This is a genomic window from Sphingosinicella microcystinivorans (assembly GCF_003634215.1).
In the GTDB taxonomy this organism is placed as follows: Bacteria; Pseudomonadota; Alphaproteobacteria; order Sphingomonadales; family Sphingomonadaceae; genus Sphingosinicella; species Sphingosinicella microcystinivorans.
Map to the genome: position 1 here is coordinate 62,053 of NZ_RBWX01000009.1, position 25,949 is coordinate 88,001.

General features: G+C 61.8%; 17 protein-coding genes. 9 read left to right on the plus strand and 8 right to left on the minus strand.

Annotation, left to right across the window (positions count from 1 at the left end):
• Window positions 1-277: 277 nt before the first annotated feature.
• From ubiG to DFR51_RS12595, 3 genes are read right to left on the minus strand one after another with little or no spacing between them, the layout of a single operon-like run.
• Window positions 278-1,009 (minus strand): bifunctional 2-polyprenyl-6-hydroxyphenol methylase/3-demethylubiquinol 3-O-methyltransferase UbiG, encoded by a 732-nt coding sequence (gene ubiG, locus DFR51_RS12585; RefSeq protein WP_121051731.1) that lies wholly within the window; start codon window positions 1,007-1,009, stop codon window positions 278-280.
• 42 nt (window positions 1,010-1,051) lie between these two features.
• The gene (locus DFR51_RS12590) at window positions 1,052-2,686 is read right to left on the minus strand and encodes an N-acyl-D-amino-acid deacylase family protein (RefSeq protein WP_121051733.1); all 1,635 of its coding nucleotides are present in this window, start codon (window positions 2,684-2,686) and stop codon (window positions 1,052-1,054) included.
• 28 nt (window positions 2,687-2,714) lie between these two features.
• Complete coding sequence (locus DFR51_RS12595; protein ID WP_121051735.1) at window positions 2,715-3,755, minus strand: N-acetyltransferase DgcN family protein; 1,041 nt, start codon at window positions 3,753-3,755, stop codon at window positions 2,715-2,717.
• A gap of 601 nt (window positions 3,756-4,356) precedes the next feature.
• On the opposite strand from DFR51_RS12595, the gene DFR51_RS12600 reads away from it, so the two are divergent.
• Window positions 4,357-7,077, plus strand: a complete 2,721-nt coding sequence (locus DFR51_RS12600; protein WP_160119275.1) for a TonB-dependent receptor domain-containing protein — start codon at window positions 4,357-4,359, stop codon at window positions 7,075-7,077.
• 49 nt (window positions 7,078-7,126) lie between these two features.
• Here DFR51_RS12600 and DFR51_RS12605 read toward each other — a convergent pair whose 3' ends face one another.
• Entirely contained in the window at window positions 7,127-7,801 is a 675-nt protein-coding gene (locus DFR51_RS12605; RefSeq protein WP_160119276.1) for a helix-turn-helix domain-containing protein, read from the minus strand.
• A 242-nt stretch (window positions 7,802-8,043) separates the two neighbouring features.
• Here DFR51_RS12605 and bla point away from each other — a divergent pair, with 242 nt between their 5' ends.
• The 5 genes from bla to clpB all read left to right on the plus strand — a co-directional run bounded on the left by bla (window position 8,044) and on the right by clpB (window position 17,059).
• Entirely contained in the window at window positions 8,044-8,976 is a 933-nt protein-coding gene (gene bla, locus DFR51_RS12610; RefSeq protein WP_160119277.1) for a class A beta-lactamase, read from the plus strand.
• A gap of 15 nt (window positions 8,977-8,991) precedes the next feature.
• Window positions 8,992-10,659: an N-acyl-D-amino-acid deacylase family protein gene (locus DFR51_RS12615; RefSeq protein WP_170151779.1), complete on the plus strand. Its 1,668-nt coding sequence runs from the start codon at window positions 8,992-8,994 to the stop codon at window positions 10,657-10,659.
• 26 nt (window positions 10,660-10,685) lie between these two features.
• The gene (locus tag DFR51_RS12620) at window positions 10,686-11,972 is read left to right on the plus strand and encodes an amino acid deaminase (RefSeq protein WP_121051745.1); all 1,287 of its coding nucleotides are present in this window, start codon (window positions 10,686-10,688) and stop codon (window positions 11,970-11,972) included.
• Window positions 11,973-12,001: 29 nt separating this feature from the next.
• Window positions 12,002-14,344: a serine hydrolase gene (locus DFR51_RS19185; protein WP_197723645.1), complete on the plus strand. Its 2,343-nt coding sequence runs from the start codon at window positions 12,002-12,004 to the stop codon at window positions 14,342-14,344.
• A gap of 138 nt (window positions 14,345-14,482) precedes the next feature.
• On the plus strand, window positions 14,483-17,059 hold the full coding sequence (clpB, locus tag DFR51_RS12635; RefSeq protein WP_121051747.1) for an ATP-dependent chaperone ClpB: 2,577 nt from the start codon (window positions 14,483-14,485) through the stop codon (window positions 17,057-17,059).
• On the opposite strand, the gene DFR51_RS12640 is transcribed toward clpB, so the two are convergent.
• Window positions 17,056-17,703: a hypothetical protein gene (locus DFR51_RS12640; RefSeq protein ID WP_121051749.1), complete on the minus strand. Its 648-nt coding sequence runs from the start codon at window positions 17,701-17,703 to the stop codon at window positions 17,056-17,058. The two genes, clpB and DFR51_RS12640, sit on opposite strands and share 4 nt — an antisense overlap.
• Window positions 17,704-18,106: 403 nt before the next feature.
• On the opposite strand from DFR51_RS12640, the gene DFR51_RS12650 reads away from it, so the two are divergent.
• Together DFR51_RS12650 and DFR51_RS12655 are read left to right on the plus strand one after the other, a co-directional pair.
• Window positions 18,107-18,847 carry a 2OG-Fe(II) oxygenase gene (locus tag DFR51_RS12650; protein ID WP_121051753.1) on the plus strand — a complete coding sequence of 247 codons (741 nt, stop codon included), beginning with the start codon at window positions 18,107-18,109 and terminating at the stop codon, window positions 18,845-18,847.
• A 67-nt stretch (window positions 18,848-18,914) separates the two neighbouring features.
• The gene (locus DFR51_RS12655) at window positions 18,915-19,430 is read left to right on the plus strand and encodes a hypothetical protein (protein ID WP_121051756.1); all 516 of its coding nucleotides are present in this window, start codon (window positions 18,915-18,917) and stop codon (window positions 19,428-19,430) included.
• 94 nt (window positions 19,431-19,524) lie between these two features.
• Here the strand turns inward: DFR51_RS12655 and DFR51_RS12660 are convergent, their stop codons facing one another.
• From DFR51_RS12660 to xseA, 3 genes are all read right to left on the minus strand, one after another.
• Window positions 19,525-22,575 (minus strand): TonB-dependent receptor domain-containing protein, encoded by a 3,051-nt coding sequence (locus DFR51_RS12660; RefSeq protein ID WP_121051758.1) that lies wholly within the window; start codon window positions 22,573-22,575, stop codon window positions 19,525-19,527.
• A 417-nt stretch (window positions 22,576-22,992) separates the two neighbouring features.
• On the minus strand, window positions 22,993-23,211 hold the full coding sequence (locus tag DFR51_RS12665) for a DUF2093 domain-containing protein (protein ID WP_121051760.1): 219 nt from the start codon (window positions 23,209-23,211) through the stop codon (window positions 22,993-22,995).
• 17 nt (window positions 23,212-23,228) lie between these two features.
• Window positions 23,229-24,626: an exodeoxyribonuclease VII large subunit gene (gene xseA, locus DFR51_RS12670; RefSeq protein WP_121051762.1), complete on the minus strand. Its 1,398-nt coding sequence runs from the start codon at window positions 24,624-24,626 to the stop codon at window positions 23,229-23,231.
• A 44-nt stretch (window positions 24,627-24,670) separates the two neighbouring features.
• Here xseA and purD point away from each other — a divergent pair, with 44 nt between their 5' ends.
• Window positions 24,671-25,945, plus strand: a complete 1,275-nt coding sequence (gene purD / locus DFR51_RS12675) for a phosphoribosylamine--glycine ligase (protein ID WP_121051764.1) — start codon at window positions 24,671-24,673, stop codon at window positions 25,943-25,945.
• Window positions 25,946-25,949: the final 4 nt, after the last annotated feature.

The following is a 25,949-nucleotide window of genomic DNA, read 5'->3' on the forward strand; positions in this document are numbered from 1 at the left end:
ATCCCGCCTCTTCCAAAATAGGTTTTCACATGAAAGGCTTGCCGCGAGCCGCGACACACGTTCGCCTCGTGGAGTGCGCCCGTGCGAGAACCGAGAGCCTTACCGCAGCACACGACCGATCACGCCGGTCGGCACGCGCACATGCACGCGCACGCGCACGCGCGCGATCATGCGCGAGCATGTCTCAACTTCGTCAACTTCGGGAGACATCCGGGCACGAAACGGCCGGGATTCACGGCGTTACCGCACATATATCCCTATTCGGCAAGATCGCCGGTCAGGCGTGAACCGCCGCCCCGATATAGTTTACGCGGCGATCATCGGAGAGTTCGAACCCCCGCGAGGGGCGAAAGCCGATACCGCGCGTTTCCGTCACCTTCAGCTTGGCGTTTTCCAGCGCGGCGGTCAGTTCTTCGGGCGTCAGGAATTTGTTCCAGTCGTGCGTGCCGCGCGGAATGAAGCGCAGCACCCATTCGGCGCCCACGATCAGCGTTCCATACGACAGCGCCGTGCGGTTCGGTGTCGAGAACACCAGGAGTCCGCCGGGCTTCAGAAGACGCGCAATACCGGCAAGGAAAACCGGAACATCCGCGACATGCTCGACCACCTCCATGCAGGTGATCAGATCGAAGGCGTGCCCGCCTTCCACCAGCGTTTCCACGGAGGACTGGCGATAATCGATGGAAAGTCCCGCCTCCGCGGCGTGCGCCTTTGCCACGCTGATCGCCTCGGCCGCCGCGTCGATCGCCGTCACACGCCCGCCGAGCCGGGCGAGAGGTTCGGCAAGGATACCTCCGCCGCAGCCAATATCGAGCACATCGAGGCCCGAAAGCCATGCCCGGTCCCGCGAATCGCGACCGAAATGCGCCAGCGCCTGCTCACGAATGAAGGCCAGGCGAACCGGATTCACCTTGTGAAGCGGCGCGGAGGAACCGGCTGCGTCCCACCATTCGTGGGCAATGCTGTCAAAAAGCCGGGCCTGCGCGGGGTCGATCGTGGTCGTGGTCATAAGCCCACTCTCGCGCGCCGACGCCCGCGCTGCAAGGTGAGACTAGCCGCAGGTGTGCCTGAGCACGGCCCCGGCGCGCACGTCCTCCAGCTTACCCTTGTCGAGCGCAACACGGCCGTTGACGATGACGGTGTCGATGCCCTTCGGATAGTCGACCGGGTTGGTCCAGCTCGCCACGTCGTCGAGCGTTTCGTAGTCGAACACGACGACGTCCGCGCGCATGCCCTGACGCACGAGCCCGCGGTCGCTGAGCCCCATGCGCTGCGCCGGCCAACCGGTCATCTTGCGAACGGCGTCTTCCAGCGTCAGCACCTGTCGGCGTTTCACATATTCGGCGATCACGCGCGGGAACGTGCCGTAGGAGCGCGGATGAGGCAGACCGAGATCGTCGATCTCGCCCGGCTTCAGCGCTGCACCGGCATCGCTGCCGATGCTCGTCCAAGGCTGTCGGAGCGCGGTCTCGATGTCCTTCTCGTCGATCATGAAATAAAGCGCCATCGAACGCTTCGGGTAGGCATTCAGCACGATGTCCCATGCCGCGTCGGCGGGATCTATGCCGAGAGCCTTGCCGATTTCGACGAAGTTCTTGCCGTGGAACTGCGCGTATTTATCGCTGTGCGAATTGGCGAGAACGACCCGTTCCCAGCCGCCCGAGGCCTCCACGAGGTTCGACCAGTCTGGCATCGAGCCCGCGGCGACCTGCTCTTTCAGCTTCTTGCGGATTGCGGGGTCTTTCAGACGCTCAAGCCCCTTTTCGACGCCATCGGCCCATACCCAGTTGGGCACGGTGATCTCGACGCCGGTACCGCCCGCAGGGTACGGGTACATGTCCGCCGCGACATCCACGCCGCGCGCCCGTGCGGCCTCAACAGTCGCAACCGCCTTCGCCATGCCCGTACCCCACGCCGGTGCGTAAGCGTTCTTCAGGTGGTAGATTTCAACCTTCACACCACCCTTTTCACCAATCTCGATGGCTTCCTCGATCGCAGGCACGAGCTTCGCGCTCTCGTCGCGCATGTGCGTGGCATAGAAACCGTTGCATTGCCCGGCGACCTTGGCGAGCTCAATGAGGTCAGCCGTCGTCTGGAAGCTGCTCGGCGGGTAGATGAGCGCACTTGTCACGCCGAAGACGCCGGCCTGCATGGCCGCGGCGACTTCCTTCTTCATCGCCTCCATCTGCGCCTTCGTGGGCGCACCGGCGACGTCGCCCATCACCTTTTCGCGTGCCTGCGAGGTCGCGTAGTAGGTGCCGAAGTTGACCCCGATGCCCTGTGTTTCAAGTTTTGAAAAATAGGCGGGAATCTCAGCGGCATCGACCGGTGTGCCGCCCTCGCCCGAAAGCACCGTGGTGACGCCTTGCCGAAGCTTGTTTTCCGCCGCGCCGTTCACCGGAAGCACACGGCCAGACTGGTCCATCATGTCGATGAAGCCCGGCGAAACATAGCGTCCGCGCGCATCAATCTCGCGCTTGCCTTTGGCCTTGATCGCCCCGACTGCGGCAATGCGGCCATCCTTGATCGCGACATCGGCGTTCACCCAGGGATTGCCCGCGCCGTCGAGCACCCTCCCGCCTCGGATCACGATGTCATAGTCCGCCGTCTGTGCCAACGCCGTGCCAGATAGCAGCATGACGCCAGCAAGCAGCGCGCCGCGCTTTCCGAATGAGGTGAAGCTCATCTTTTATCCTCCCTTGTTACTCAAACGCTTATTTCAGGCAGCTGTCGACGAGCGCCTCGAACGCGCGTCCCCGGCGGATAGGGTCCGCGACAGGAAGGCCGAGGCGCTTGCTCTCGGCTTCCATGAGCGCCTCGGCTTCGGCCGCGTCCATGCCGCTGGTGTTGAAGGCGATACCGCCGCAACGGATCGCCGGGTTCGTGCGTCGGCCCATGCGGAGGTTGAGCTCGATCGTCTCCTCGATCGACGGCACCGCATAATCCGGAAGGCCCAGCATCGTCTCTCGCCCAGGCTGGTGGCACACGACGATCACGTCGGGCTGGCTACCATGCAGAAGCCCCAGCGAAACCGCTGCATAGGCCGGATGGAACAGCGATCCCTGCCCCTCGATCACGTCCCAATGGTCTGCCGCTGCGTCGGGGCTCAGCACCTCGGCGGCGCCCGCCTCGAAGTCCGAAACCACTGCGTCCATTGGAATACCGCCGCCCGCGATCATGATGCCCGTCTGGCCCGTGGCGCGAAAGTTCACATCCACGCCGCGCTCCGCAAACGCTGCCGCAAGCGCCAGCGCCGTGTATTTCTTGCCGAGCGCACAGTCGGTTCCCACGGCAAGCAGCCGCTTGCCTGTCCGCTTGCGGCCCGACCCCACCGGCAAACCGGCCGGAGGCACGCGTATGTCAATAAGGCGTCGACCGAGCCGCTCGGCTGTAGCAGCCAGCTCGGGAACATCGACAAGGCGGTTGTGCAGCCCGCTGATAACATCGAGGCCCGCTTCCAGTGCCTCGATAAACGAAGCGATCCAGCTCGGCGCTATGAGGCCGCCCTGGTTTGCAACGCCGATCAGCACAGCCCGCGCGCCGGCAGCATACGCCTCTTCGGGCGTCATCACAGGAAGGCCGGTCGTGACCGTCGCCCCGACGCTGAACTCGCCAACACACTTGTCGGCCGCCCAGTCCCGGACGCCAAAGGCCGTCTTCGCAAAGCCCGGCTCAGCCGTATCGCCCAGGAACAAAAGATAAGGATGTGGCAGCTGTGTTGCCGCATCCGAAGGGAGGCTGGTAATCGCGTTCATGAATGGCTCCACCGTATGCTCGGAACGGCAAGGACTGCGGGAATAGGTTCGGCGAAACGGTCTGGCGCCATGCAGTGCTTGTAAACCCTCATCGCCCCTCCTTGTCTTCGCACGCGGGTTGTTCAGGAACGACTCCTCCAACCCGTCAGTTAGCGAAGCCAGTCTCCTGTTAAGGACAAAATGATCCTAATCAGAAATTTGTCAATTGGCACATGGTGGTACAGTGGAAAATTTCCGGAATTGCGAATCGTTTCAAAAAGTGCAATTTTGACTCCGGAGGGTGAATTGTCGATTCGCTGACACGCCCTTTTCAGGGAGGAATCCAAACGATTCCTCGGAGGCATTGGGGAGCGTTCTGCCAAATATGGCGCTGTTTCGACGCGGCCATTTGCCGTTGTCGTAATCAGCCAAACCATCTCGCGAGCCACGCGAGACACTCTGAACCGTCAACCGCGGTTCGGATGCGGGTTGTTGCAACCAAAGGAAGGGGGGTTTTCAAATCATGATCAATAAATCCGTTCTCGTCGCATGTGGATCATCGGGCGCACGCCGCCATATCACAGGCAAGGCGCTGCTTTGCGCAACGACAGGCCTCGTCGCCTTGTGGGCCGCACCGTCGCAGGCTCAGGAAGCCGCCGCCGACGTCCAGCAGGCAGAAGATATCGGCGAGATTGTCGTCACCGGCTCCCGAATCCAGCGCAGCGGTTTCACAGCGCCGACGCCCACGACCAACATTTCATCCGAAGACCTCGAACGCATCGCCGCGCCAAACATCGCGGACGCACTCAATCAGCTCCCCGCACTGCGCGCATCGCTCACGCCGTCCACGTCCACCAACCTCTCCACCGCGCTCGGCGGCAACTTCCTCGACCTGCGCGGCATGGGCTTCCTTCGCACGCTAACGCTCATCGACGGGAAGCGTTATGTGCCGACCACGACGACGGGTGGCCTGAACATCAATACAATCCCACAGGCGCTCATCGCGGGCACCGATGTGGTCACGGGCGGTGCTTCGGCCGCCTATGGTTCGGACGCTGTTGCGGGCGTCGTCAACCTGCGGCTCAACAAACAACTCGAGGGCCTAAAGGGTTCTCTGCAGGGCGGAATTACCGATCATAACGACCATCGTAACTTTCTCGCATCAGCGGCCTTTGGCGCACGCTTCGGCGGGGGACGTGGGCATATTTTGCTCGGCGCTGAAGCTGCCCAGAACAGCGGCGTCGACAAGATGTCCGACCGCTCCTGGGGCAACAATCCGAGCACGATCTTCAATCCGGCTTATGCCGCCGGGAATGGTCAACCACAGTATCTGATTGTTGATGATGCGCGGTCATCGAATGCCTCGTTCGGTGGCGTGATCAACAGCCCCGGGATCCTGCGCGGCATTCAGTTTGCTCCGGATGGAACGCCAATCCCCTTCACCTACGGCACCTCCGTGACGGCGACCACAATGAACGGCGGTGACGGCGTTCCTTCAACCGCAGACCTCGTTCTCGAAACGCCGGTAAAGCGTTACAGTGGTTTCGGTCGCCTCTCTTACGAGGTGGCAGACGACATCAAGATTTTCACTGAATTCGCGTATGGCCGAACAGAGTCGAACAACCCAAGCATCCTGGGTAACGACCAGATCACGATTCAGGCAGACAACGCCTATTTGCCCGATTCCATTCGGAACACGATGACCGCCAACGGCATCACAAGCTTCGTGATGGGCCGCAGCCTTAAGGATTACGGGCGCGGCGGCATCGACGTGACGACCGATACATGGCAGCTCACCGGCGGCGCCGAGGGCAAGTTCGGTGACGGCTGGAGTTGGGACGCTTATTACGGCTTCGGCAAGACCCACAACCTTGCCCTATTCACTGGAAGCCGCATCACGGCAAATTGGCAGAGATCAATGGATGCGGTGTTCCATCCGGTGACCGGCGCGATCGTCTGCCGGTCGACTATCACTGACCCCACGAACGGCTGCGTTCCGATGAACTTGTTCGGTGAAGGCAACGTCACTGAACAGGCGAAGGATTACATTCTCGGCACTGCCGTCCGTGATTGGAAAATCAAGCAGCATGTGGCTGCGCTCGCAATCCGTGGCACGCCGTTCTCCACTTGGGCGGGTCCCGTCTCCGTGGCGTTTGGCGGCGAGTATCGCAAACAGTCGGTCAATGTGACCTCAGATCCCATGTCGGAACTGGGCGCCTTCCGTGTCGGCAATGCCAAACCGTGGTACGGCGAGGTTAATGTGAAGGAAGGCTTCCTGGAAGCGCTCGTACCGCTGGTTGCTGATCAGAGCTGGGCAAAGGCGATCGACCTCAACCTTGCAGGCCGCGTGACCGACTACAGCACGTCAGGCACCGTCAAGACCTGGAAGATCGGCGCAACTTACGACGTGAATGACTCGCTGCGTTTGCGTGCCACGCGATCACGGGATATTCGCGCACCCAGCCTTGATGAGATGTTCGCCTCAGGCAATACATTTATCTTCGGCATCAATGACCCTGTTCTCGGAACCAACTATTCCGTACAGAATATTCAGGGTGGCAACCCCGATCTGAAGCCGGAAGAAGCCGATACGCTGACGATGGGCGTGGTCTTCACCCCGACCTTCATCCCGCGCTTCCGTCTGTCGGTCGATTATTACGACATTGACCTAAAGGGTGCCATCAACTCGTTGAGCACCGCGGCGATCGTGCAGCGGTGTTATACTGACACGCCCGCCCTGTGCTCGCTTATCACGCGTCCGACGCCCACGAGCAACATCACGGTAGTGCGTTCGGCGCCTGCGAACTTCCAGAGCATCAAGCTGCGCGGTGTCGATGTGGAAGTTTCGTACGCCATGCCGGTGTTTGACGGCGATCTCGATTTGAGGGCGCTCGTGAACTACACGGACAAGCTGGATTTGGTCGACGGCACCAACACAACGCACTTTGCCGGCAACACCGAGTTGATCAGCATCAACGGCGTTGGCGGCACCCCGCGCTGGCGTTTCACCACCAGCGCCGCGTATACGACCGAAGCATTCAAACTGGCGCTGACCGGTCGCTACGTCGGCGGCGGAAAAATCACGCAAGAAAATGACGGCCTACCAACGGAAAATTCCGGAACGACCGACAAGCAGAGCGTGAACGGTCGCCTCTATCTCGATATCTCGGGTGAGGTGACACTGATCGACGACGGCAACCAGCGCGTTGCACTTTTTGGCACGATCCAGAACCTGACCGATAACGATCCGCCGATCACCGCTTACAATGGCTATGCGACGACCCGCAGTCTCTACGACATGATCGGCCGCGTCTATAATGTTGGCGTTCGCTTCAAGTTCTGAACGCCGTTGCGGGCGGTCCGGGGTTTCAGCCGGACCGTCCGCAACATTGTTATTCGAGGTCCTTGGATAATGGATGAAGTGCCGACTTCAGGTCGGCATCGGTAGCCGAACAGATGGAGAGGATGCGGCAGGGCCCTTCTCCCACCGCGACATAGGCATGGCCCATGCTGCCGTCGAAATAGACCGAGTCCCCGGCGGACATCAGAGAAGGAGCATAAAGGTCACAATGGAATTCGCACTGGCCTTCAAGAACCAGCGCATACTCCTCGCCCGGATGTCGCATCAGGTCGCCGAATTCAGCGATCGACCGCACGCGGACATCGATGATCATCGGATTAAGCGACTTGTTGAGAAGGTCAGCGGACGGATAGACGTAATCGTAGGTTGCGGTGCGTATCCTGGGACCATCGCCGGAACGCGTGATCGTCCGGCGTCCCGTAGTGAGCGACCTTCCCGGCCCGGAAGCGGGTTTCGGCGCCGCAAACAAACGCGTAATGTCAATGTCGAGACCGCGACTGAGACGCATCAACTTTTCGTAGCTGAGCGATATTTTGCCTGTTTCAACCTTGGACAATGTCGAAATCGGCATGCCGGTCCGCTTGCTCACTTCCGCAAGCGTCAGGCCGCGCTCGGTCCGGATACCGCGCAAAACTTCGCCCGGATCGATGTCCGCGGAAGAAACTGCCGCCGTAGGGCGCGCAGCACTGCGGTTTGCGGTAGACATTCTAATCCTCTCCTGTTGCCGCAAGCTAGCAGAGCAACGCCCTGCTGTCATGACCGCGAAACGTTATTCGCTACACCAGATTTTTCAAAAATTGACAAATATGAAAATCGCCGCAGTCTCTTCGCGGCGGATCACCCCTTTACCGACAAATGATGAAAGGACTGCCCATGCGCCGCGCTTCCATTATGGTTCTCGTCTCTGCTGCCCTTCTGGCCTCAGCGGCGCCCCTTGCAGCACCAGCCTTGGCAGCACCCGCGGTTGCCGCCACCCAGAGTCGCCTCTCCGATGCGTTCAAGCTTTTCGCCGAGCAGACGGATGGAACCGTCGGCGTCGCAGCCCAGGCGATCGGTAGCAAGGAGATGGCAACGCTGAATGCGGGGACCACTTTCCCAATGGCGAGCACCTTCAAGATCGCCGTCGCCGGCAAGATCTTCGAGCGGATCGATAAAGGTGAACTGACTCTGGACCAGATGGTGACCGTCGACCCCAAGTTGCTCGTCGGCTCCTACGGAATGGCGATCCAGACACCGCATCCGGGCATTGCGCTTTCGGTTTACAACCTGCTCGAATTCATGATCACCCAGAGCGACAACACGTCCACCGACGTGCTCGTCCAGCTCGCAGGCGGGCCTGCGGGAGTGACCGCCTGGCTACGCGGACAGGGCATTTCCGGCCAGCGTGTGGATGGTGACACGGCGCATCTCATCTACCGCGCGATGGGCATCGAGAACCCCAGCCTACCGACCTTCAAGGAAAACGTCGAAGCTGCCTACAAGGCAGACCCCGCAATGCGCAATCGCGGGCCGAACGTTCCGTTCAATGCTGATCCACGCGACGCCTCGACGCCCGAGGCGATGGTGCAACTGCTGCTCAGAATTCATTCGGGCAAGGCGATGAGCGCGAAGAGCACGAAAACGCTGATCGAAATCATGGAGCGATGCCGCACCGGCGAGAAGCGGCTGAAAGGCCTGCTTCCGTCGGATACAGTCATTGCGCACAAGACCGGGACGCTGAACTCGGTAGCAAACGACGTTGGGATCATCACACTGCCGAACGGAAAACAGTTTGCCATCGCGGTGTTCGTGAAGGGCGACACCAAGGGCAAGGACGTACAGGACAAGGTGATCGCGGACATTGCCCGGGTTGCCTACGACCACTTCCTCACTGGCAACTGAGCACGGGACACGATGATGAAGATGCGAACACAAGCCGCGCTTGGCGCGGTGCTGCTGACAGCATTCTCGCCGGCGGCGCAGGCTGAGGACACTTGGGACTTTCTGATCACCAATGCGCGGATCGTGGATGGTAGCGGGAACCCCTGGTTCCGGGGTTCTATTGCGATTGATGATGGGAAGATCGCGTGGATCGGAAACGAGACGACCGAGACCATGCGGGCTGCGCGGATCATTGATGCGAAGGATCGGGTTGTCTCGCCCGGCTTCATGGATTTCATGGGGCAGAGCACGCTCGTTTACGTGACCAATCCAGCTTCGGCACAGTCCCGGCTGACGCAGGGGATTACGGTGCATCTGAGCGGCGAAGGTGGATCGCCTGCGCCGCAGAACGAGACGACCCAGCCTGATCCCGTGATGATCCAGGGCAAGCCGTATCGCTGGCGCACCTACAAAGAGTATTTCGACATCCTCGAAAAACTCGGCGTGCCGGTTAACGTGGTCCACAATGTCGGCGCGGCGCAGGTCCGCCGCGTGGTGATGGGCGTTGAGGACCGGAAGCCGACGCCGCGCGAGATGGAGGCCATGAAGACGCTGGTCGATGAGGCAATGCGGGATGGCGCATCGGGCCTTTCCACCGCCCTCATCTACCCGCCCGGAAACTACCAGACCACGGCGGAGCTCGTCGAACTCGCGAAGATGGTGAAGCCGTACGGTGGCTTCTATTCCACCCATATGCGCAACGAGAGCAACCAGCTTCTCCAGGCCATCGACGAGTCGATCGCGATCGGCAAAGGCGCGGACATCCCCGTGCAAATCTACCACCTGAAAGCGGCGGGCGTGAAGAACTGGCCGCTGATGCAGAAGGCCGTCGACAAGATCGCCGACGCGCGCATCGCGGGTCTCGACGTCACCACCGACATCTACCCCTACGTGCGCAACGGCATCGGCCTTGGCTCGTTCGTACCGCCGTGGTCCTACGCGAAGGGGGCGGAAGCCTTCTACAAGACTCTCGCGGACCCCAAGGTGCGCGCCGAACTCCGCAAGGTGGTGGAAACCGACACATCGTGGGAAAACTGGTACGACCATGTCGGGCAGGATTGGTCGAACGTCCAGATCACCGACGACCGGCTCGGCAAGGAACTAGCAGGCCTCAGCATTGCCGAAGCAGCCAAGCTGCGTGGCAAAGAGGTGTGGACATTCGTGTTCGATACGATCGCCGAAGGCGGCGTCAGCGTCGCGCCGCTCAGCATGAACGAGGAGCAGAAGCGCATCGCGCTGAAGGCGCCGTTCGTGATGATCAACACGGACACGTCGCCCGCAAGCCCCGACGTCGACGGCATCGCCACGCACCCGCGCGCCTACGGCACGATGCCGCGGGTGCTCGCGAAATACGTGCGCGAGGAGAAGGTGATCCCGCTGGAGGAAGCGATCCGGCGCATGACCTCGGCATCGGCGAACCGCCTCGGCCTGTTTGATCGCGGCCGGCTGGGTGTCGGCTATGCCGCCGACGTTCTGATTTTCGATCCCGAAACCGTTCAGGATCGCGCCACCTTCGAGAACCCGGCACAGTATTCGACCGGTATGGACTACGTGTTTGTAAACGGCGTGCTTGCCATCGACGACGGCAAATTGACCGGCGCTCGTGCGGGCAAGGTGATCCGCTACGACCGCGCCCAAAAATAAAACCAAAAACAGGAAACGAGAGACAAATGAGCATTATCGTGCCGCCAGAATCACTCGATTGGCGGATCAAGGGTCTGCCTGCGGCTTGGTGTGGAGACGCTGCGACACTGGCCGGGGCCGGGCTTTCCATTCCAGGCGAGGACCTGATGCTGCCCGCAGCCGTGCTGCGCCGCTCGGCAATGGAACACAACAGCCGCTGGATGAAACGCTTTACCGAACTGACCGGGACGCAGATCGCCCCGCACGGCAAGACGACGATGAGCCCCGAACTGTTCGCCATGCAGATGGCGGACGGTGCCTGGGGGATTACCGCTGCGAACGCCTGCCATGTCCGCGCCTATCGCGCGTTCGGCATCGACAGGATCTTCATGGCGAACCAGCTCGTGGGCCGCGAAAACATCGCCTATGTCGCGGCCGAACTGCGCGCCAATCCCGACTTCGATTTCTACTGCCTGGTGGATTCCATGCAGGCGATCGATCTCCTTGAGGCGGGCCTTGCCGAGGCACCCACGGGCAGACGCCTGCAAGTGCTGATCGAACTTGGCTTCCCGGGCGGCCGCACAGGCTTTCGCGACAATGCAGAAGCGCTGGCCGCGGCACAGAGGATCGCCGAGTCCCCCTTTGTCTGCCTGCGCGGAATCGAAGCGTTCGAGGGTATTGTTCAGGGCCTCGAAGCGACCGAACGCGATGCGAAGGTCGATGCCCTGCTGCAGCGGATCGTCGGCCTTGCCGAGCAATGCTACGATACCGGCCTGTTTTCCGGGGAAGCGATGCTGTCCGCCGGCGGATCATCGCTGTTCGACCGCGTTGCGCAAACCTTCGGCGAAGCCCGCAAGGAACGCCCCTTCCTCGTGCTGCTGCGCAGCGGCTGCTACCTCGTGCATGACAGCCATTTCTACCAGCAGCTTATCGACCAGCTCCAAGCTCGATCGCCGATTGCGGCAAGCCTTGGCGAAGGGTTGCGTCCCGCACTGGAAGTCTGGGCCTATGTCCACTCACGGCCCGAACCGACGCGCGTGATCGCAGGCTTTGGAAAGCGCGACATCGGCGAGGACGTCGCCCGCCCCACCCCGCTCGCCTGGGCCCGCCCCGGCCCGAGCGCGACGCCAGTTCCGCTAAGCGATACGCACCGCGTCGTCCGCCTCGACGATCAGCACGCCTATATCGATGTGCCTGCAGAATCGCCGTTGCAGCCAGGCGACCTCATCAGCCTCGGCATTTCGCATCCGTGCACGACCTTCGACAAATGGAAGCTGCTGTATATCGTGGATGATGCACTCGTCGTGACGGGATCGGTGCGCACATACTTCTGAGCTGGCGCAGACAAAGAGGGAAAGACGGAATGATGAAGAGACTGTTGGCCTGGATCATCGTGCTGGTGGCCCCGGCCGCCGCGCTGGCACAGGCACCGGACCCCGCGCTCGACCGCGCCGCCGCATTGATTGCGGACGCGGCGCAGTGGGAGGTTCGCGAAAAGCAGATCCCTTCGATTGCCGTGGCGATCATCGGCCCGGAAGGCGTGCGCTGGTCGGGCGCATGGGGCAAGGCAGATGCGGCGGGCAAGGTGCCCGCCTCTGCCGATACAGTTTATCGGGCAGGTTCGGTGAGCAAGCTTTTCACCGACGTTGCCGTGATGAAGCTTGTTGAGCAGGGCAAGCTGAAGCTCGACGTTCCCGTCCGCACCTACCTGCCGACATTCCAACCCAAAAACCCGTTCGGCGGAGAGATCACGCTGCGCCAGCTCATGACGCACCGCAGCGGGCTTGTGCGCGAATCCCCGCGCGGCAATTATTTCGACATCACGCCCAAGGACCAGGCTGACAGCGTTCTCAGCATCAATGAGACCACGCTCGTTGCCGCGCCCGGCAGTATCACCAAATATTCGAACGCCGGCATCGCGGTTGTCGGCGAGGTGATCGCGCGGGTCACCGGTATGCCCTTCGAGAAGGCTCTCCACGCTCTCGTGCTCGATCCGCTCGGCATGACATCGAGCGGCCTTACCGCCGCGCCGTTCGCCGGGCGCATCGCCCATAGCGAGATGGCAGCCTTCGACGGCCCGCGCGTCGCGGCGCCGCCTATCGAACTCGGCATGCCCGCCGCCGGCAGCCTGTACACAACAACGGGTGATCTTGGCCGCTTCGCGCAGGCGCTGCTTAACAAGGGCGAGATCCCGAGCGGCCGCATGCTGAAAGCCGCCTCGCTCGACGAGATGTGGAGACGCCAATACCCGGCTTCGGGCGCGCGTATCTTCGGCCTCGGCTTCGTCGTCGCGGACATGGACGGAAAGCGTGTCGTTGGCCACGGCGGCGCCATCTATGGTCATTCGACGCAGCTGCTCGTAATGCCCGAAGCCGGCCTCGGCGTTGTCGCATTCACGACGGTCGATGCCTCGAACCCCATCACGAACAAGCTAGCTGACTACGCGCTTCGCACGGTGCTGGCGCTGAAGACGGGAACCGAAGCGCCTTCGTACGCGAAGGGCGAGCTTGTGACAGGCGCGGAGGCAAAGCGCCTTTCCGGCTGGTTCACGAACGGCAAGCAGAGCGTCAGCACACGCATCTACGCGGGCCACCTCGTCATCGACGCCCCCGAACTCGTCGGCGACGTCCGCCGGACGCCCACGGGCTTCATGGTGGAAGACGCGCAAACCCGCTTCGACAAACTTGCCATCGCCGACGACGCTTCGTGGATCGAGGTCGGCGGCGTGCGCTACGCGCGCGACGAGATGCCCGAGCCGCCGCTGCCGAACGCCGAGCTTGCCGCGCTGATCGGCGACTACGGATGGGCGCACAACGTGCTTCGCATCTATGAGCGCGACGGCAGGCCCTTTGTGTGGATCGAGTGGACCGAACATACGGAGCTGACGCGCACGGCAGCTGACCACTACGCTTTCCCAACCGATCGCGGCCTCTACCCATTCGAAACGCTGACGTTCGAGCGTGATGCGGCCGGCGCGGTGACCGCCGCGAACCTTGGCGGCATCCGCTTCCCGCGCCGCGATTTCGGCGCGGAGGTGGAGGCGAAGGTGCGCGCCGGCGTGCAGGCCAATTTCGCGGGGCTTCGCGCCGCCGCGCTTGCCGCCACGCCGCCCAGCGAGCCGCCATCGGCAAAGCCGAGCGATCTCTACGCGATCACCAAGGCCGATCCGACGATCCGGCTCGACATCCGCTATGCGGGCACCAACAACTTCATGGGCATCCCGGTTTACGAAAGCGCCCGCGCCTTTCTGCAACGGCCTGCCGCCGAGGCGTTATCGCGCGTGAACCAGGCGCTGCGGAAGCGCGGCTATGGGCTGCTTATCCACGACGCCTATCGCCCGTGGTACGTCACCAAGATGTTCTGGGATGCGAGCCCAGTTTCAAGCCGCATGTTCGTTGCCGATCCTTCGCAGGGCTCCCGCCACAACCGGGGCGCGGCGGTCGACCTCACCATGTTCGAGCTCGCCACCGGCAAGCCCATGGAAACGACGGGCCGCTACGACGAGTTCTCGACCCGCTCCTACTCCAACTTCGTTGGCGGCACCGATCACCAACGCTGGCTGCGCGAGGTGCTGCGCAGCGCAATCGAGGCCGAGGGCTTCGACGTCTATCCCGAGGAGTGGTGGCACTTCGATTACGGCAACTGGCGGGACTACCCCATCGGCAACAAGACGTTCGAGGAACTGGAAGGCCGCAAGCGCCGTTAACCCTCCGCTGTTTGATCGGCGTCATGGATCGGGCGTGACGCCCGGTGCAAAAAACTTGCACCGGGCGCTTGCGTTGCAAAACTGCAACACCATATCGCGCTCAGTCCATGATTGCCCGTCAAGGGGGATATAACTGCTATGAATATCGAGAAATTCAGCGACCGCGCCAAAGGATTCCTGCAGTCCGCACAGACCGTCGCGATCCGCATGAGCCACCAGCGTGTGGCGCCCGAGCATCTGCTGAAGGCACTGCTGGAAGACGACCAGGGCATGGCCGCCGGCCTGATTGGCAAGGCGGGCGGCGACGCGCGCACTGCGGTGCGCGAGATCGATCAGGCGCTGGCGAAGCACGCACAGGTTTCCGGCGGCGGGGCACAGAGCGTGCAGTGGGACAACGACACCGTGCGCGTGCTCACGCAGGCCGAGGAGGTCGCGAAGAAGGCGGGAGACAGCTTCGTCACCGTCGAGCGGCTACTGCTGGCGCTGACTCTCGCCAAGGAAACCGCCGCAGGCAAAGCACTCGCGGCCGCAGGCGTCACCCCGCAGGGCCTGAACAGCGCCATTGAGGAACTGCGCCAGGGCCGCACCGCGGATACGGCAGGCGCGGAGGACCGCTATGACGCGCTGAAGAAGTTCGCGCGCGACCTGACCGCCGCTGCCCGCGAAGGCAAGCTCGATCCCGTGATCGGCCGCGACGAGGAAATCCGCCGCACGATCCAGGTGCTCGCGCGGCGCACCAAGAACAATCCCGTTCTCATCGGCGAGCCGGGCGTCGGCAAGACCGCGATCGCCGAGGGCCTGGCGCTCCGCATCGCCAACGGCGACGTGCCGGACGGCATCAAGGACCGCACCGTGATGGCGCTCGACATGGGCAGCTTGATCGCAGGGGCCAAGTATCGCGGCGAGTTCGAAGAGCGCCTGAAGGGCGTGCTCGACGAAGTGAAAGCCGCCGAGGGCGACATCATCCTGTTCATCGACGAGATGCACACGCTGATCGGCGCGGGCAAGTCCGAAGGCGCGATGGACGCCTCCAACTTGCTGAAGCCTGCGCTTGCACGCGGCGAGTTGCACTGCATCGGCGCCACCACGCTCGACGAATATCGCAAGCACGTGGAGAAGGACCCTGCCCTGCAGCGGCGCTTCCAGCCCGTGTTCGTGGGCGAGCCGACCGTGGAGGACACGATCTCGATCCTGCGCGGGCTCAAGGAGAAGTACGAGCTTCACCACGGCGTGCGCATTACCGACGGCGCGCTAGTCTCCGCCGCGACGCTTTCGAACCGCTACATCACCGACCGCTTCCTGCCGGACAAGGCCATCGACCTGATGGACGAAGCTGCATCGCGCCTGCGCATGGAAGTGGAATCGAAGCCGGAGGAGATCGAAAACCTCGATAGGCGCATCATCCAGCTCAAGATCGAGCGTGAAGCGCTGAGGAAGGAGACTGATACCGCGTCCAAGGACCGGCTCGCCAATCTGGAACGCGACCTTGCCGATCTTGAAGAGCAGTCGGCTGAACTGACCACACGCTGGCAAGCCGAACGCGAGAAGATGCAGTCGGAAACCAAGCTCAAGGAGCAGCTCGACGCCGCGCGCATCGAACTGGAGCAAGCGCAGCGTTCCGGCGATCTCGGCCGTGCAGGCGAACTCTCCTACGGCGTCATTCCGGGCCTCGAAAAGCAACTCGCCGAGGCGGAAGGCGCCAGCAAGGGCGCCATGGTGCGCGAAGAGGTGACGGCGGACGACATCGCCGCCGTCGTTTCGCGCTGGACTGGGATTCCGGTCGACCGGATGCTCGAAGGCGAGCGCGAGAAGCTGCTGCAGATGGAAGCGTTGATCGGCAAGCGCGTCATCGGCCAGGAGGATGCGGTGAAGGCCGTCTCCGCCGCCGTCCGCCGCGCGCGCGCGGGTCTTCAGGATCCGAACCGACCGCTCGGCAGCTTCCTGTTCCTCGGCCCCACCGGCGTCGGAAAGACCGAACTCACCAAGGCGCTCGCCGAATTCCTGTTCGACGACGCGGGCGCGATGGTGCGCATCGACATGTCCGAATACATGGAGAAGCACTCGGTCGCCCGCCTGATCGGCGCCCCTCCGGGTTATGTCGGCTATGATGAAGGCGGCGTACTCACCGAGGCGGTGCGGCGCAGGCCCTATCAGGTCGTGCTGTTCGACGAGGTGGAGAAGGCACACGCGGACGTGTTCAACGTGCTCCTGCAAGTGCTCGACGACGGGCGCCTCACCGACAGCCAGGGCCGCACGGTGGACTTCACCAACACGATCATCATCCTCACCTCGAACCTCGGGTCGCAGTATCTCTCCTCTCTGCGCGACGATCAGACAGTGAAGGATGTCGAGGACGAGGTGATGACTGTGGTGCGCGGGCATTTCCGGCCCGAGTTCCTGAACCGGCTCGACGAGATCATCATGTTCCACCGGCTGGCGCAGGACCACATGGGGCCGATTGTCGATCTGCAGGTGGCGCGCGTGCAGAAGCTACTCGCCGACCGCAAGATCAGCATAGAGCTCACCCCCGCCGCGCGCGACTGGCTCGGCCGGGTCGGCTACGATCCCGTCTACGGCGCAAGGCCACTGAAACGCGCCGTGCAGAAGTACCTGCAGGACCCCCTCGCCGACAAGATCCTGTCTGGCGAGATCGGCGACGGCGCCAGCGTAAAGGTGGACGAAGGCGACGGGGCGCTCGCGTTTCAGGTGGGCTAGGCTTGGATTTCGCTCAGTGGCCTGCCAAGAGTCGGCTGCAAGCCGATGTGGCTGGCCACTGCCGAAATCCAGTTCGCGACCATGCCGACTTCCTCGGCATAGGCGCTTTGTTGATGCCCGCGCTCGCGTTCCCGCACAACCGCGTCATAGCTGCGACCTAGCTCTTTTGCATGCGTTTCGAAGCGGCCCGATGCCATGACACGGTCGATATCAAGTGGCGTCAGGCCCAAGCCGAACCAGTCCGCGGTACGCTCAAGCCCCTGACGCTCGTCGGCGAGTAGATCAGCAGCATCAAGGCTCCGAACCCGAGCCGGTTGTGCAGCGATCAGATCCACAAACTCCGCACGTTGCATCAGCCAGACCATGCCTGCGATCTGGAGATCGGTCTGTTGAAACACTTCAGCTGGAGAGAAGCCCGGACTTCGATGTTGACGAGGCGCAAGCAAACTATGTTGACGCCGCGCCCATATACGGCCGAACATACCCTTCTTTGCGACGGAAAACAGGAAATCCTCAAGCCCGGAAGACATGAGCAATGCCCGGGCATGCGGTCGCACAACAAGCAACGACGACATGAGCAGGTTCGCTTCATTGCCCGGCTTCACGACCACGACCGATTCCAGCCGTGCCAACAGACCCAGCATCTGACCCACAAGAACATTGTCCAACGTTCCCCGCAATGCGCGCCAGCAAGATCATTGACGATCTGGGGCTCCTTTAGGCCGAGAACACGGCCCGGAACGTCGAGTGCACTTGCAAGCAGCGTGGAACAGCAGAACGCAGAGTGAAACAGGAAATGAACCGGGTTTGGTGGCGGAACGAAGTCCCGCAGCGCTGCGAGAGGCACAAGGGTACGTTCACCCTCTCCAAGATACTCGTCCGTCAGGAATGTCGCGGCGCGATGCGCTTCACGATCGAGACGAATAAACTGTATGACCTGTCGTTGTTCATCATAGCGATGCGGAAACCACGCAGGGTCGGCAAGAATAGCGCCGGGATTTGTCATAGCTTATGGTAGCAGCCTGCCCTCGGAGGTAAAGGTTGGGGATGAATCTGGAACTCAATTCTTCACTCGACGAAAATGTCCTCGCTGAGGAGTTTTCTCAGCGTGGTCGTGTACAGATCCGCAACCTACTCACGGAAGCCTCGGCCCGTACTCTGGTTGCCGAATTGCAGCGCCTCCCTTGGGGGCTCGTTTACAATGACGGAAATCAAGTCGTTGAACTCGACGCCGCGGCTGTAAATTCAATGCCACGCGACAAGGGAGCCAGCATTCTTGCCGCAATTCATGAAGGGGCGAGGAATGGCTACCAGTTTTTCTATGCCTACTACCCGCTCTTCAGGGAGTATTTCCAGCGGCGACAGGCACCCACTTCCTTGTTCGCGGCTTATGAATTCATCAACAGCGAGACCTTCCTAACCTTCATCCGCCGAGTAACAGGGCTTGAGGGAATTCGATGGGCCGACGGCCAGGCAACACTCTTCACGGCCGGCCATTTTCTCAAATGTCATACAGATGAGGTGCCTGCCGAACAGCGCCTTGCCGCTTACGTGGTCAATCTTACGGAAAACTGGGGCCGCGATTGGGGTGGGTTTCTGCAGTTCTTTGACGAGCGTTACGATGTGGAAGCCTATCGACCCGCTTTCAATGCCATAAACATCTTCCGAATTCCGGCGGATCATTCGGTATCCGTTGTGGCGCCCTATGTGCGCGCGCATCGTTATTCGATAACAGGGTGGTTCCGGGGCGACACACCGCCAGGGCCGATTCCGCTGATAAAAGAATGACTAGCTGAAACCCTGCCGTGAAACTGGCGGCAGGCCGAGAAAACAGTATCAACAAAGGAGATCGGACGTGCACCGAAAGATCGCGTTTCTGACGATGGGAATTCTGGTCGGCAATATCCCTACCGCGTTCGCAGACCCACTCGTCGATCCATTTCGCGCCTGTGGAAAAATCGCCAACAATACAGACCGCCTAAGCTGCTTCGATCAGGCGCTTCAGACACTCGATCAACGGCAGGCGGTTGTACAAGAGTCGTCGCGAGAGCAAGCCGAAGCAGATTATGGGCTGAAGAAGTTCGAGACATCTGCCTCTAAAGCGACCGAAAAGGAAGACACGAGGGCTGCAGCACCAGTTTCTGTTGACGGGCTGAAGTCCAAAATTGTTGAGGTCTTCGTCCAGAACGTGACCGGACGGCACATGATTGTTCTGGAGAACGGTCAGTTGTGGCGTGAGACTTCCGTCAGCAGTTTCCGGGGTACCGTGCGGCCCGGAATGGAAGCCACCATCAGCGAAGGCGCGATCGGTGGATACCGCATGAAGTTTGACGGGAAATCGGGTTTCCTAGGTGTGACGCGCGTGAAGTAACGTCGCTTTCGTTCAAGCGAACACGCTCTCTGTCGACAAAAAAGGGCAGGACCACATGTGTGGCCCTGCCCAATTCTTTACCGAGCAACCGCCCTTAGAACTTCAGGCGAACACCCGTGTAGTACCGGCGACCAAAGACGTCGTAGACGTCTGCGGCCGTATCCGTCCCGGTCACGTTGAACGTGGTGCCGGTGAGGATGCGCGGTGCATTGTTGTCGAGCAAGTTGTCGACACCGAAGTACAGCTCGAAGTTATCGCCGATGTTCCAGCCGAGCTGGGCATCGAGATAGAACTCCGCCGAAACGCCGACGCACTTCGCATCATAACCGTAAGCGAAGCAGAACTGATCGTCTTCATACGACTTGCCGATATACGTGCCAGTCAGGCTGGCGCGCATGCCGCTCTCGGCATTGTATGCGAGGTTTGCCGTGAAGCGATCCTTCGCCGTGCCGATTTCCCCCGCTTGACGATCGGCGGGTTCGCCGGCCGCCGGGAAGTAATCGTTCTTGAACACGTGCGTGTAGGCTACCCGAGCGCTGACTGTTCCGCCTGCGCCGATCGCGTCGAGACCCGTGCGGTAGCCCAGCACAACGTCGAGGCCTTCGGTCTTCCACGACGCGCCGTTGACGTTGATGGCATCAATAAACTCGATCGAGCCAGCGCTGTTCACTGCCGTCGCGGCCGGACGGCGGGTAACGAGATCGCAGTACGTCGGATTGGCCTTGTTGAAGCACTGATCGAGGGTGAACCCACGACCCGGTGCCGCAATCACGTTCTTCACGTTGATGTTGTAGTAGTCGATCGAGAGCGACACGTTGTTAAGCCCGAGCGAACGCGGCGTGATCACGGCACCCAGCGTCCAGGAGTCCGCCTTTTCCTCTTCAAGGTCGGGGTTACCGCCATTGAAGCCGCTGATGCCCTGCTGGTCAGCCTGATTCAGCGTGAACACGCCGTTGGCGGCAATGTTCGCGTTGACACCCGGCTGCGAACGGCAGATGTCGCCCACCGTACCGCCGCCCGTCGGCCCGACGCCGTCGCACGGATCGTTGATACCGGACGGGAACGTCTGCGACAGACCCGAGTAAAGTTCGCCGATATTCGGGGCGCGAACAGCCCGCGAGTACGTGCCGCGGAAGCGAATGTCATCAACAGGCTTCCAGGTCGCGGTTCCCGCATAGCTATACACGGTACCGACCGTGGAATAGTCCGCGACGCGGACCGAGCCGCCGATGTCAAGCAGCTTGAAGCCCGGCGTATCCGCAAGGATCGGAACGCGAACCTCGAGATAAGCCTCGGCAACGTCGAAGGATCCTGCCGTGTCCGGGATTTTGTTACCGGCATTCAGTCCCGCATTGGTGAGCGCGTCATTATCCTCCTTGCTCTTTTCCTTGCGGTATTCGACGCCCGTCGCAATGCCAACCGGGCCGGCGGGCAAATTGAACAGTTCGCCGGACAGGTTCGCCTGAACCACCTGCTGCGTGATCTCGGTCTGGAACGTGCCCTGCGCATCAATATACGCCAGCGCTTCCGGACTGATATTGCCCGCGCCAAAGATATTGACGGGAACGCAGCCGTTCGCACGGGCTTCCGCGTTGGTGCAAACATAGTCTGTCGTGCTGCCATTGCCGTTCACGTCATCGACATCGACCATGACAGAGAGACCGTCACGGAAGTTGACCACATTGACCTGGCCGCTTGAGACCTGATTTTCGACTGTCTTGCCGAAGTTGTAGCTGACATCCCAATTGAAGCGGTCATCGAACAGCGTGCCATCGAAACCAACGACAAAGCGGAAGAAGTCACGCGATGTTGAACCGGTGCGGTTGCCGACCTCGGCGAGACGACGGGCAAACCCGATGTCACGGAGACCGTCACCGTCATTGTCGCGGGCAGCATCAAAGATCGCCTGCGGCACGAGCGGATTCTGGACAATGGAGACATTCCCCTGCCCATCAAACACACGATGTTCAATCGGCATCAAACCGGAGCCCGGGAAGATGCCCGTAGTGCCGCCGGATTCGAGCGCGAACGGCTCGATGATACGCGATGATTCCGTACGGTTGAACGTACCTTCGAAGAAGAAGTTCGTCCCCTCGGTGAACTCGTAGCGGCCAGCGGCAGCGAACAGATAACGCTGCACCGGCACCGCGATCGTGCGGAAGGCCTGACGGTTGAAGCCGTCCGGACCGATCGGCTGACCCGCGAACGCGCCGCAGGTGGCAGGCGCGGTGCCACCGTTTGTGGAGAAGCACGGACGAAGCTGGCCGTTCGCATCATAGGTGAAGGTAGTACCCTGATTGCCTTCGACATTGGGATCATCCGGGATAATGAAACGGCCCTGCGGAGGGAAGCTGGACAGGAACGGTTCGATTGCCGTCCCCCAATCCGCCATGTCACCCGTGATGAAAGCACCGACAGACGCATCATCAAGGTAGGTGTTCTTGCGCTGGCGCGAAAGGACACCACCTTCCTTCGAGTAGCCGAAGTGCACCATGATGTTGCCGCGGTCGTCGGCGAAATTGGTGCCGACCGTGACGTTCGCCTGATAACGGCGATCATCACCACGCTCCGTGATGCCGTACTGACCGTTCGCCTCAATGCCTTCAAAATTGCGCTTGTAAACGAAGTTCACCACACCGGCGATGGCGTCCGAACCATACAGGGACGAGGCGCCACCCGTAAGAACATCGACGCGTTCCAGGAACTGCGTCGGGATCACGTTCAGATCAACCGTGGCACTGCCCGGCAGACCAGCCACAACGCGGCGGCCATTGACGAGAACCAGTGTCCGGTCAGAACCGATATCACGAAGGTCGACCGTTGCGACACCAGTACCCGATGTGAGGAACGCCGAGTTCGTACGGCTCAGCGCGGGGGTGCCAAACGCCGGATTCTCGAGAAGAAGTTCCTGGATATTGGTCGCACCCGAGTCCTTGATCGCCTGATCGTTGACGATCTGTAACGGCGCCGTGGAAACGTCGACCGGTGAAGCGATACGCGAACCTGTGACGATGATGACATCTTCAACAGAGACTTCAGCCTCCTGTTCCTGCGCGAACGCGGGAACAGCGACAGCTGCGGCGGTGACGAATACGCTGCTTGCATACAGCGCACGACGGTAAAGCGAAAATTTCGCGTTGTTCACATCCCAGTCCTTTTAACATTGTCCCAGTTTTGTCATCGCCATGTGTTGCATCTCTGCATCATTGCGAAACACGCCTGTTCAGGCTTCTTTTTTCACATTTGATACAAAAACACATGTCAATGTAGCCCATTGCGGACCTGCAGCGTTTGTCTTGGAATATTGTCGAAGTGTAAAGCAGCCCTCAGGCGGTCTTACACGCTTCGAATCTGCAGTGTGACGGTGCAGACACACTCGGTGCAAGCAGGTAACGAAAATGACAGAAAAATTGTAATTTTATTACCGTGCAATAGCGTTTCACCGAGACGCGCGGAAAACGCGATCGAAATCGATAGGTTATCGAAACTGACAATAAAAAGGCCGCGGGTGTTCGAAGCCCTTTAACAAAAGCGCCGAAAGCAAGAGCGGAACGCCCTCGTCTTAAAGGCGGCCTAGCGCCCGCATTTCTGTATAGCGTGCGGCGGCCGCTTCGCCGGAGACATAGGCTTCCTGCAGCTCGTGGCTCCAGTAGCGCAAGTTCTGGAGCGGGATGCGCGTGCCGGTGACCGCGCAGGTGACGTGGTCGCCCTGCTGGAGCACGCGGTAGGAGCCGGAAAGATACTGGAGCCGCGCGGGGCGGCCTTCACCGAGTTTGAGCATAGCGGGCATAATGTCGTCTACAGGAGCTTCGCCTGCAAGGGTGTATCGCCCTGCGAAGCCGATTTGCGGGGTTTGGCGCCGCCCCCGCCGACGACGACCTCCACCGGATCAGGGCTGTCGCCGAAGCGCAGGCCAAGGCGCGTTTCGCGGCGCGCCTCGTCCGCGCGCTTCACTAGACTGCCATCGGGCCGCGTGACCACCGCGTAGCCGCGCGACAGGATGGCAAGCGGACTGAGCGATTCGAGCAGCCGCCCCGAAGACGCGGCGCGATCCGCGGCGCGCTGGACAAGGCCTGTGAGCAGCGTCGGGCGGAGCCGCGTCGCAGCGCCGGCAAGATCGTGGCGTGCCTCGGCGATACGGCTTCGCATGGCGGCGCGCAGGGGCTCTGCGGCCTGCGCATAGCGGCCCTGCCACTGCTGGAGCCCTGTCCGAAGGGCCCGCGGCAGGCGCTCGCCCACGTCATCAAGGCGCTGCGTCTTCATGCCGAGGATCGCAGTGGGCGTCGGCAGGCGTGCGGACCATAGCCGGGTGCGTTCGGCGCGAACATCCAGGGTCTTGGCGATGCAGCGATCGAGACGGGCGGCGAAGGACGAGACGCCGGCGACCAGCTCCGCGCGGACGGGAACAGCGAGTTCGGCGGCGGCAGTAGGCGTCGGCGCGCGGCGATCCGAGGCGAAGTCGATAAGTGTGGTGTCGGTCTCGTGCCCGACGGCGCTGATGAGCGGGATTTCAGACGCTGCGGCGGCGCGTACGACGATCTCCTCGTTGAAGGCCATGAGATCTTCGATCGAGCCGCCGCCGCGCGCGACGATTATGACGTCCGGGCGGCGCGGCAAGACATTGAAGCCGCGGATCGCCGCCGCGACCTCTTCCGCAGCGCCGTCGCCCTGCACCTTCACGGGCCAGACCAGCACGTCGCGCGGGAAGCGGTCGCCGAGACGGTGGAGGATATCGCGGATCACCGCGCCCGTAGGCGAGGTGACGACCCCGATCAGCTCAGGCAACCACGGGATCGGGCGCTTGCGTTCGGGCGCGAACAGCCCCTCTGTGGCGAGCATCGCCTTGCGCCGCTCGATCATGGCGAGAAGCGCGCCCTCACCCGCCAGTTCAAGCGATTCGACCACGATCTGATACTTGGAGCGCCCCGGGTAGGTGGTGAGGCGGCCGGTGGCGACGACCTCCATGCCGTCCTCAGGCCGAAAATTGAGGCGGGCGCGCTGCCCCTTCCACATCACCGCGTCGATCAGCGCGGCATCGTCCTTCAGCGCGAAATAGGCATGGCCGGAGGCGGGCACTTTCCAGCCCGAAACCTCGCCGCGCAGGCGGACATTGCCGAACTGATCCTCGATGCTGCGCTTCAGCGCCGAGGAGAGTTCGGAGACGGTGAATTCGTGGGCGTTGCCGGCAGCGTCCATGAGGCGTTGCTAAGCGCTCCGCGCACGCTCTACAAGGCCCGGCCATGAACATCCTCCTTATCGGAAGCGGCGGCCGCGAACATGCGCTCGCCTGGAAAATCACCCAGTCGCCGCTGTGCGACACGCTCTGGTGTACGCCGGGAAACGCCGGCATCGCCGAAGTGTGCGCATGCGTGCCGATGAACACCGCCGACCACGGCGCAGTGATCGACTTCTGCCGCGGGAATAACGTGGGCCTCGTCGTCGTGGGGCCGGAGCAGCCGCTCGTCGAGGGGCTGGTGGACGCGCTGACAGCCGCGGGCATCAAGGCGTTCGGGCCGACCGCCAAGGCCGCGCAACTCGAAGGTTCCAAGGGCTTTACCAAGGATCTGTGCAAGCGCGCGGGAATCCCGACCGCCGCCTATGAGCGGTTCACCGACGCAGGTGAGGCAAAGACCTATGCGGCGGGTCGTGGGCTGCCCATCGTCATCAAGGCGGACGGGCTTGCGGCGGGCAAGGGCGTCATCATCGCCGAGACGCGCGAAGACGCGGACGCGGCGATCGACGACATGTTCAGCGGCAGTTTCGGCGCGGCGGGCGCCGAGGTGGTGATCGAAGACTTTCTGACCGGCGAGGAGGCGAGCTTCTTCGCGCTCGTCGACGGCAAGACAGCCCTCCCCCTCGCCTCCGCACAGGACCACAAACGCGTCGGAGACGGCGACACCGGGCCAAACACCGGCGGCATGGGAGCCTATTCGCCCGCGCCGGTACTCACGCCCGCGCTGGAAGCGCAGGTGATGCGCGAGATCGTGCAGCCAACGGTGGATGCGATGGCGGCGGACGGCATTCCTTACGTGGGCGTGCTCTATGCGGGGCTGATGCTGACCGAAACCGGACCGCAGCTGATCGAATACAACGCCCGCTTCGGCGACCCGGAATGCCAGGTGCTGATGCTGCGCATGAAGTCCGACATCGTGCCCGTGCTGCTCGCGGCGGTGGATGGCGGCCTCGATCACGTCAGCGTCCAGTGGCACGACGCCCCCGCGCTGACGCTTGTGATGGCGGCCGAGGGCTATCCGGGCACGCCGAAGAAGGGCACTGTGATCGAAGGCACCGAGACGGCCGCAGGCGAAGGCGTTGTCATCTTTCATGCAGGCACGGCGCGGAATGGCGAAGGCAGGCTTGTTGCGAACGGTGGGCGCGTGCTCAACGTCACCGCCACGGGACAGAATGTGCGCGAGGCACGTGACCGGGCGTATGCCGCTGCCGAAAAGATTAGGTGGCCTGAAGGCTTTTACCGGTCAGATATCGGTTGGAGGGCCATAGCGCGGGAGGAATAATCGG

Bases quoted from the DNA above. Each gene is read 5' to 3' on its own strand.
- xseA (WP_121051762.1), bottom strand. From the start codon at position 24,626: ATGGACGCTGCCGGCAACGCCCACGAATTCACCGTCTCCGAACTCTCC.
- DFR51_RS12640 (WP_121051749.1), bottom strand. From the start codon at position 17,703: ATGCTGGGTCTGTTGGCACGGCTGGAATCGGTCGTGGTCGTGAAGCCG.
- clpB (WP_121051747.1), top strand. From the start codon at position 14,483: ATGAATATCGAGAAATTCAGCGACCGCGCCAAAGGATTCCTGCAGTCC.
- purD (WP_121051764.1), top strand. From the start codon at position 24,671: ATGAACATCCTCCTTATCGGAAGCGGCGGCCGCGAACATGCGCTCGCC.
- DFR51_RS12620 (WP_121051745.1), top strand. From the start codon at position 10,686: ATGAGCATTATCGTGCCGCCAGAATCACTCGATTGGCGGATCAAGGGT.
- DFR51_RS12605 (WP_160119276.1), bottom strand. From the start codon at position 7,801: ATGTCTACCGCAAACCGCAGTGCTGCGCGCCCTACGGCGGCAGTTTCT.
- DFR51_RS19185 (WP_197723645.1), top strand. From the start codon at position 12,002: ATGATGAAGAGACTGTTGGCCTGGATCATCGTGCTGGTGGCCCCGGCC.
- DFR51_RS12665 (WP_121051760.1), bottom strand. From the start codon at position 23,211: ATGCTCAAACTCGGTGAAGGCCGCCCCGCGCGGCTCCAGTATCTTTCC.
- DFR51_RS12595 (WP_121051735.1), bottom strand. From the start codon at position 3,755: ATGAACGCGATTACCAGCCTCCCTTCGGATGCGGCAACACAGCTGCCA.
- ubiG (WP_121051731.1), bottom strand. From the start codon at position 1,009: ATGACCACGACCACGATCGACCCCGCGCAGGCCCGGCTTTTTGACAGC.
- DFR51_RS12590 (WP_121051733.1), bottom strand. From the start codon at position 2,686: ATGAGCTTCACCTCATTCGGAAAGCGCGGCGCGCTGCTTGCTGGCGTC.
- DFR51_RS12615 (WP_170151779.1), top strand. From the start codon at position 8,992: ATGAAGATGCGAACACAAGCCGCGCTTGGCGCGGTGCTGCTGACAGCA.
- DFR51_RS12650 (WP_121051753.1), top strand. From the start codon at position 18,107: ATGAATCTGGAACTCAATTCTTCACTCGACGAAAATGTCCTCGCTGAG.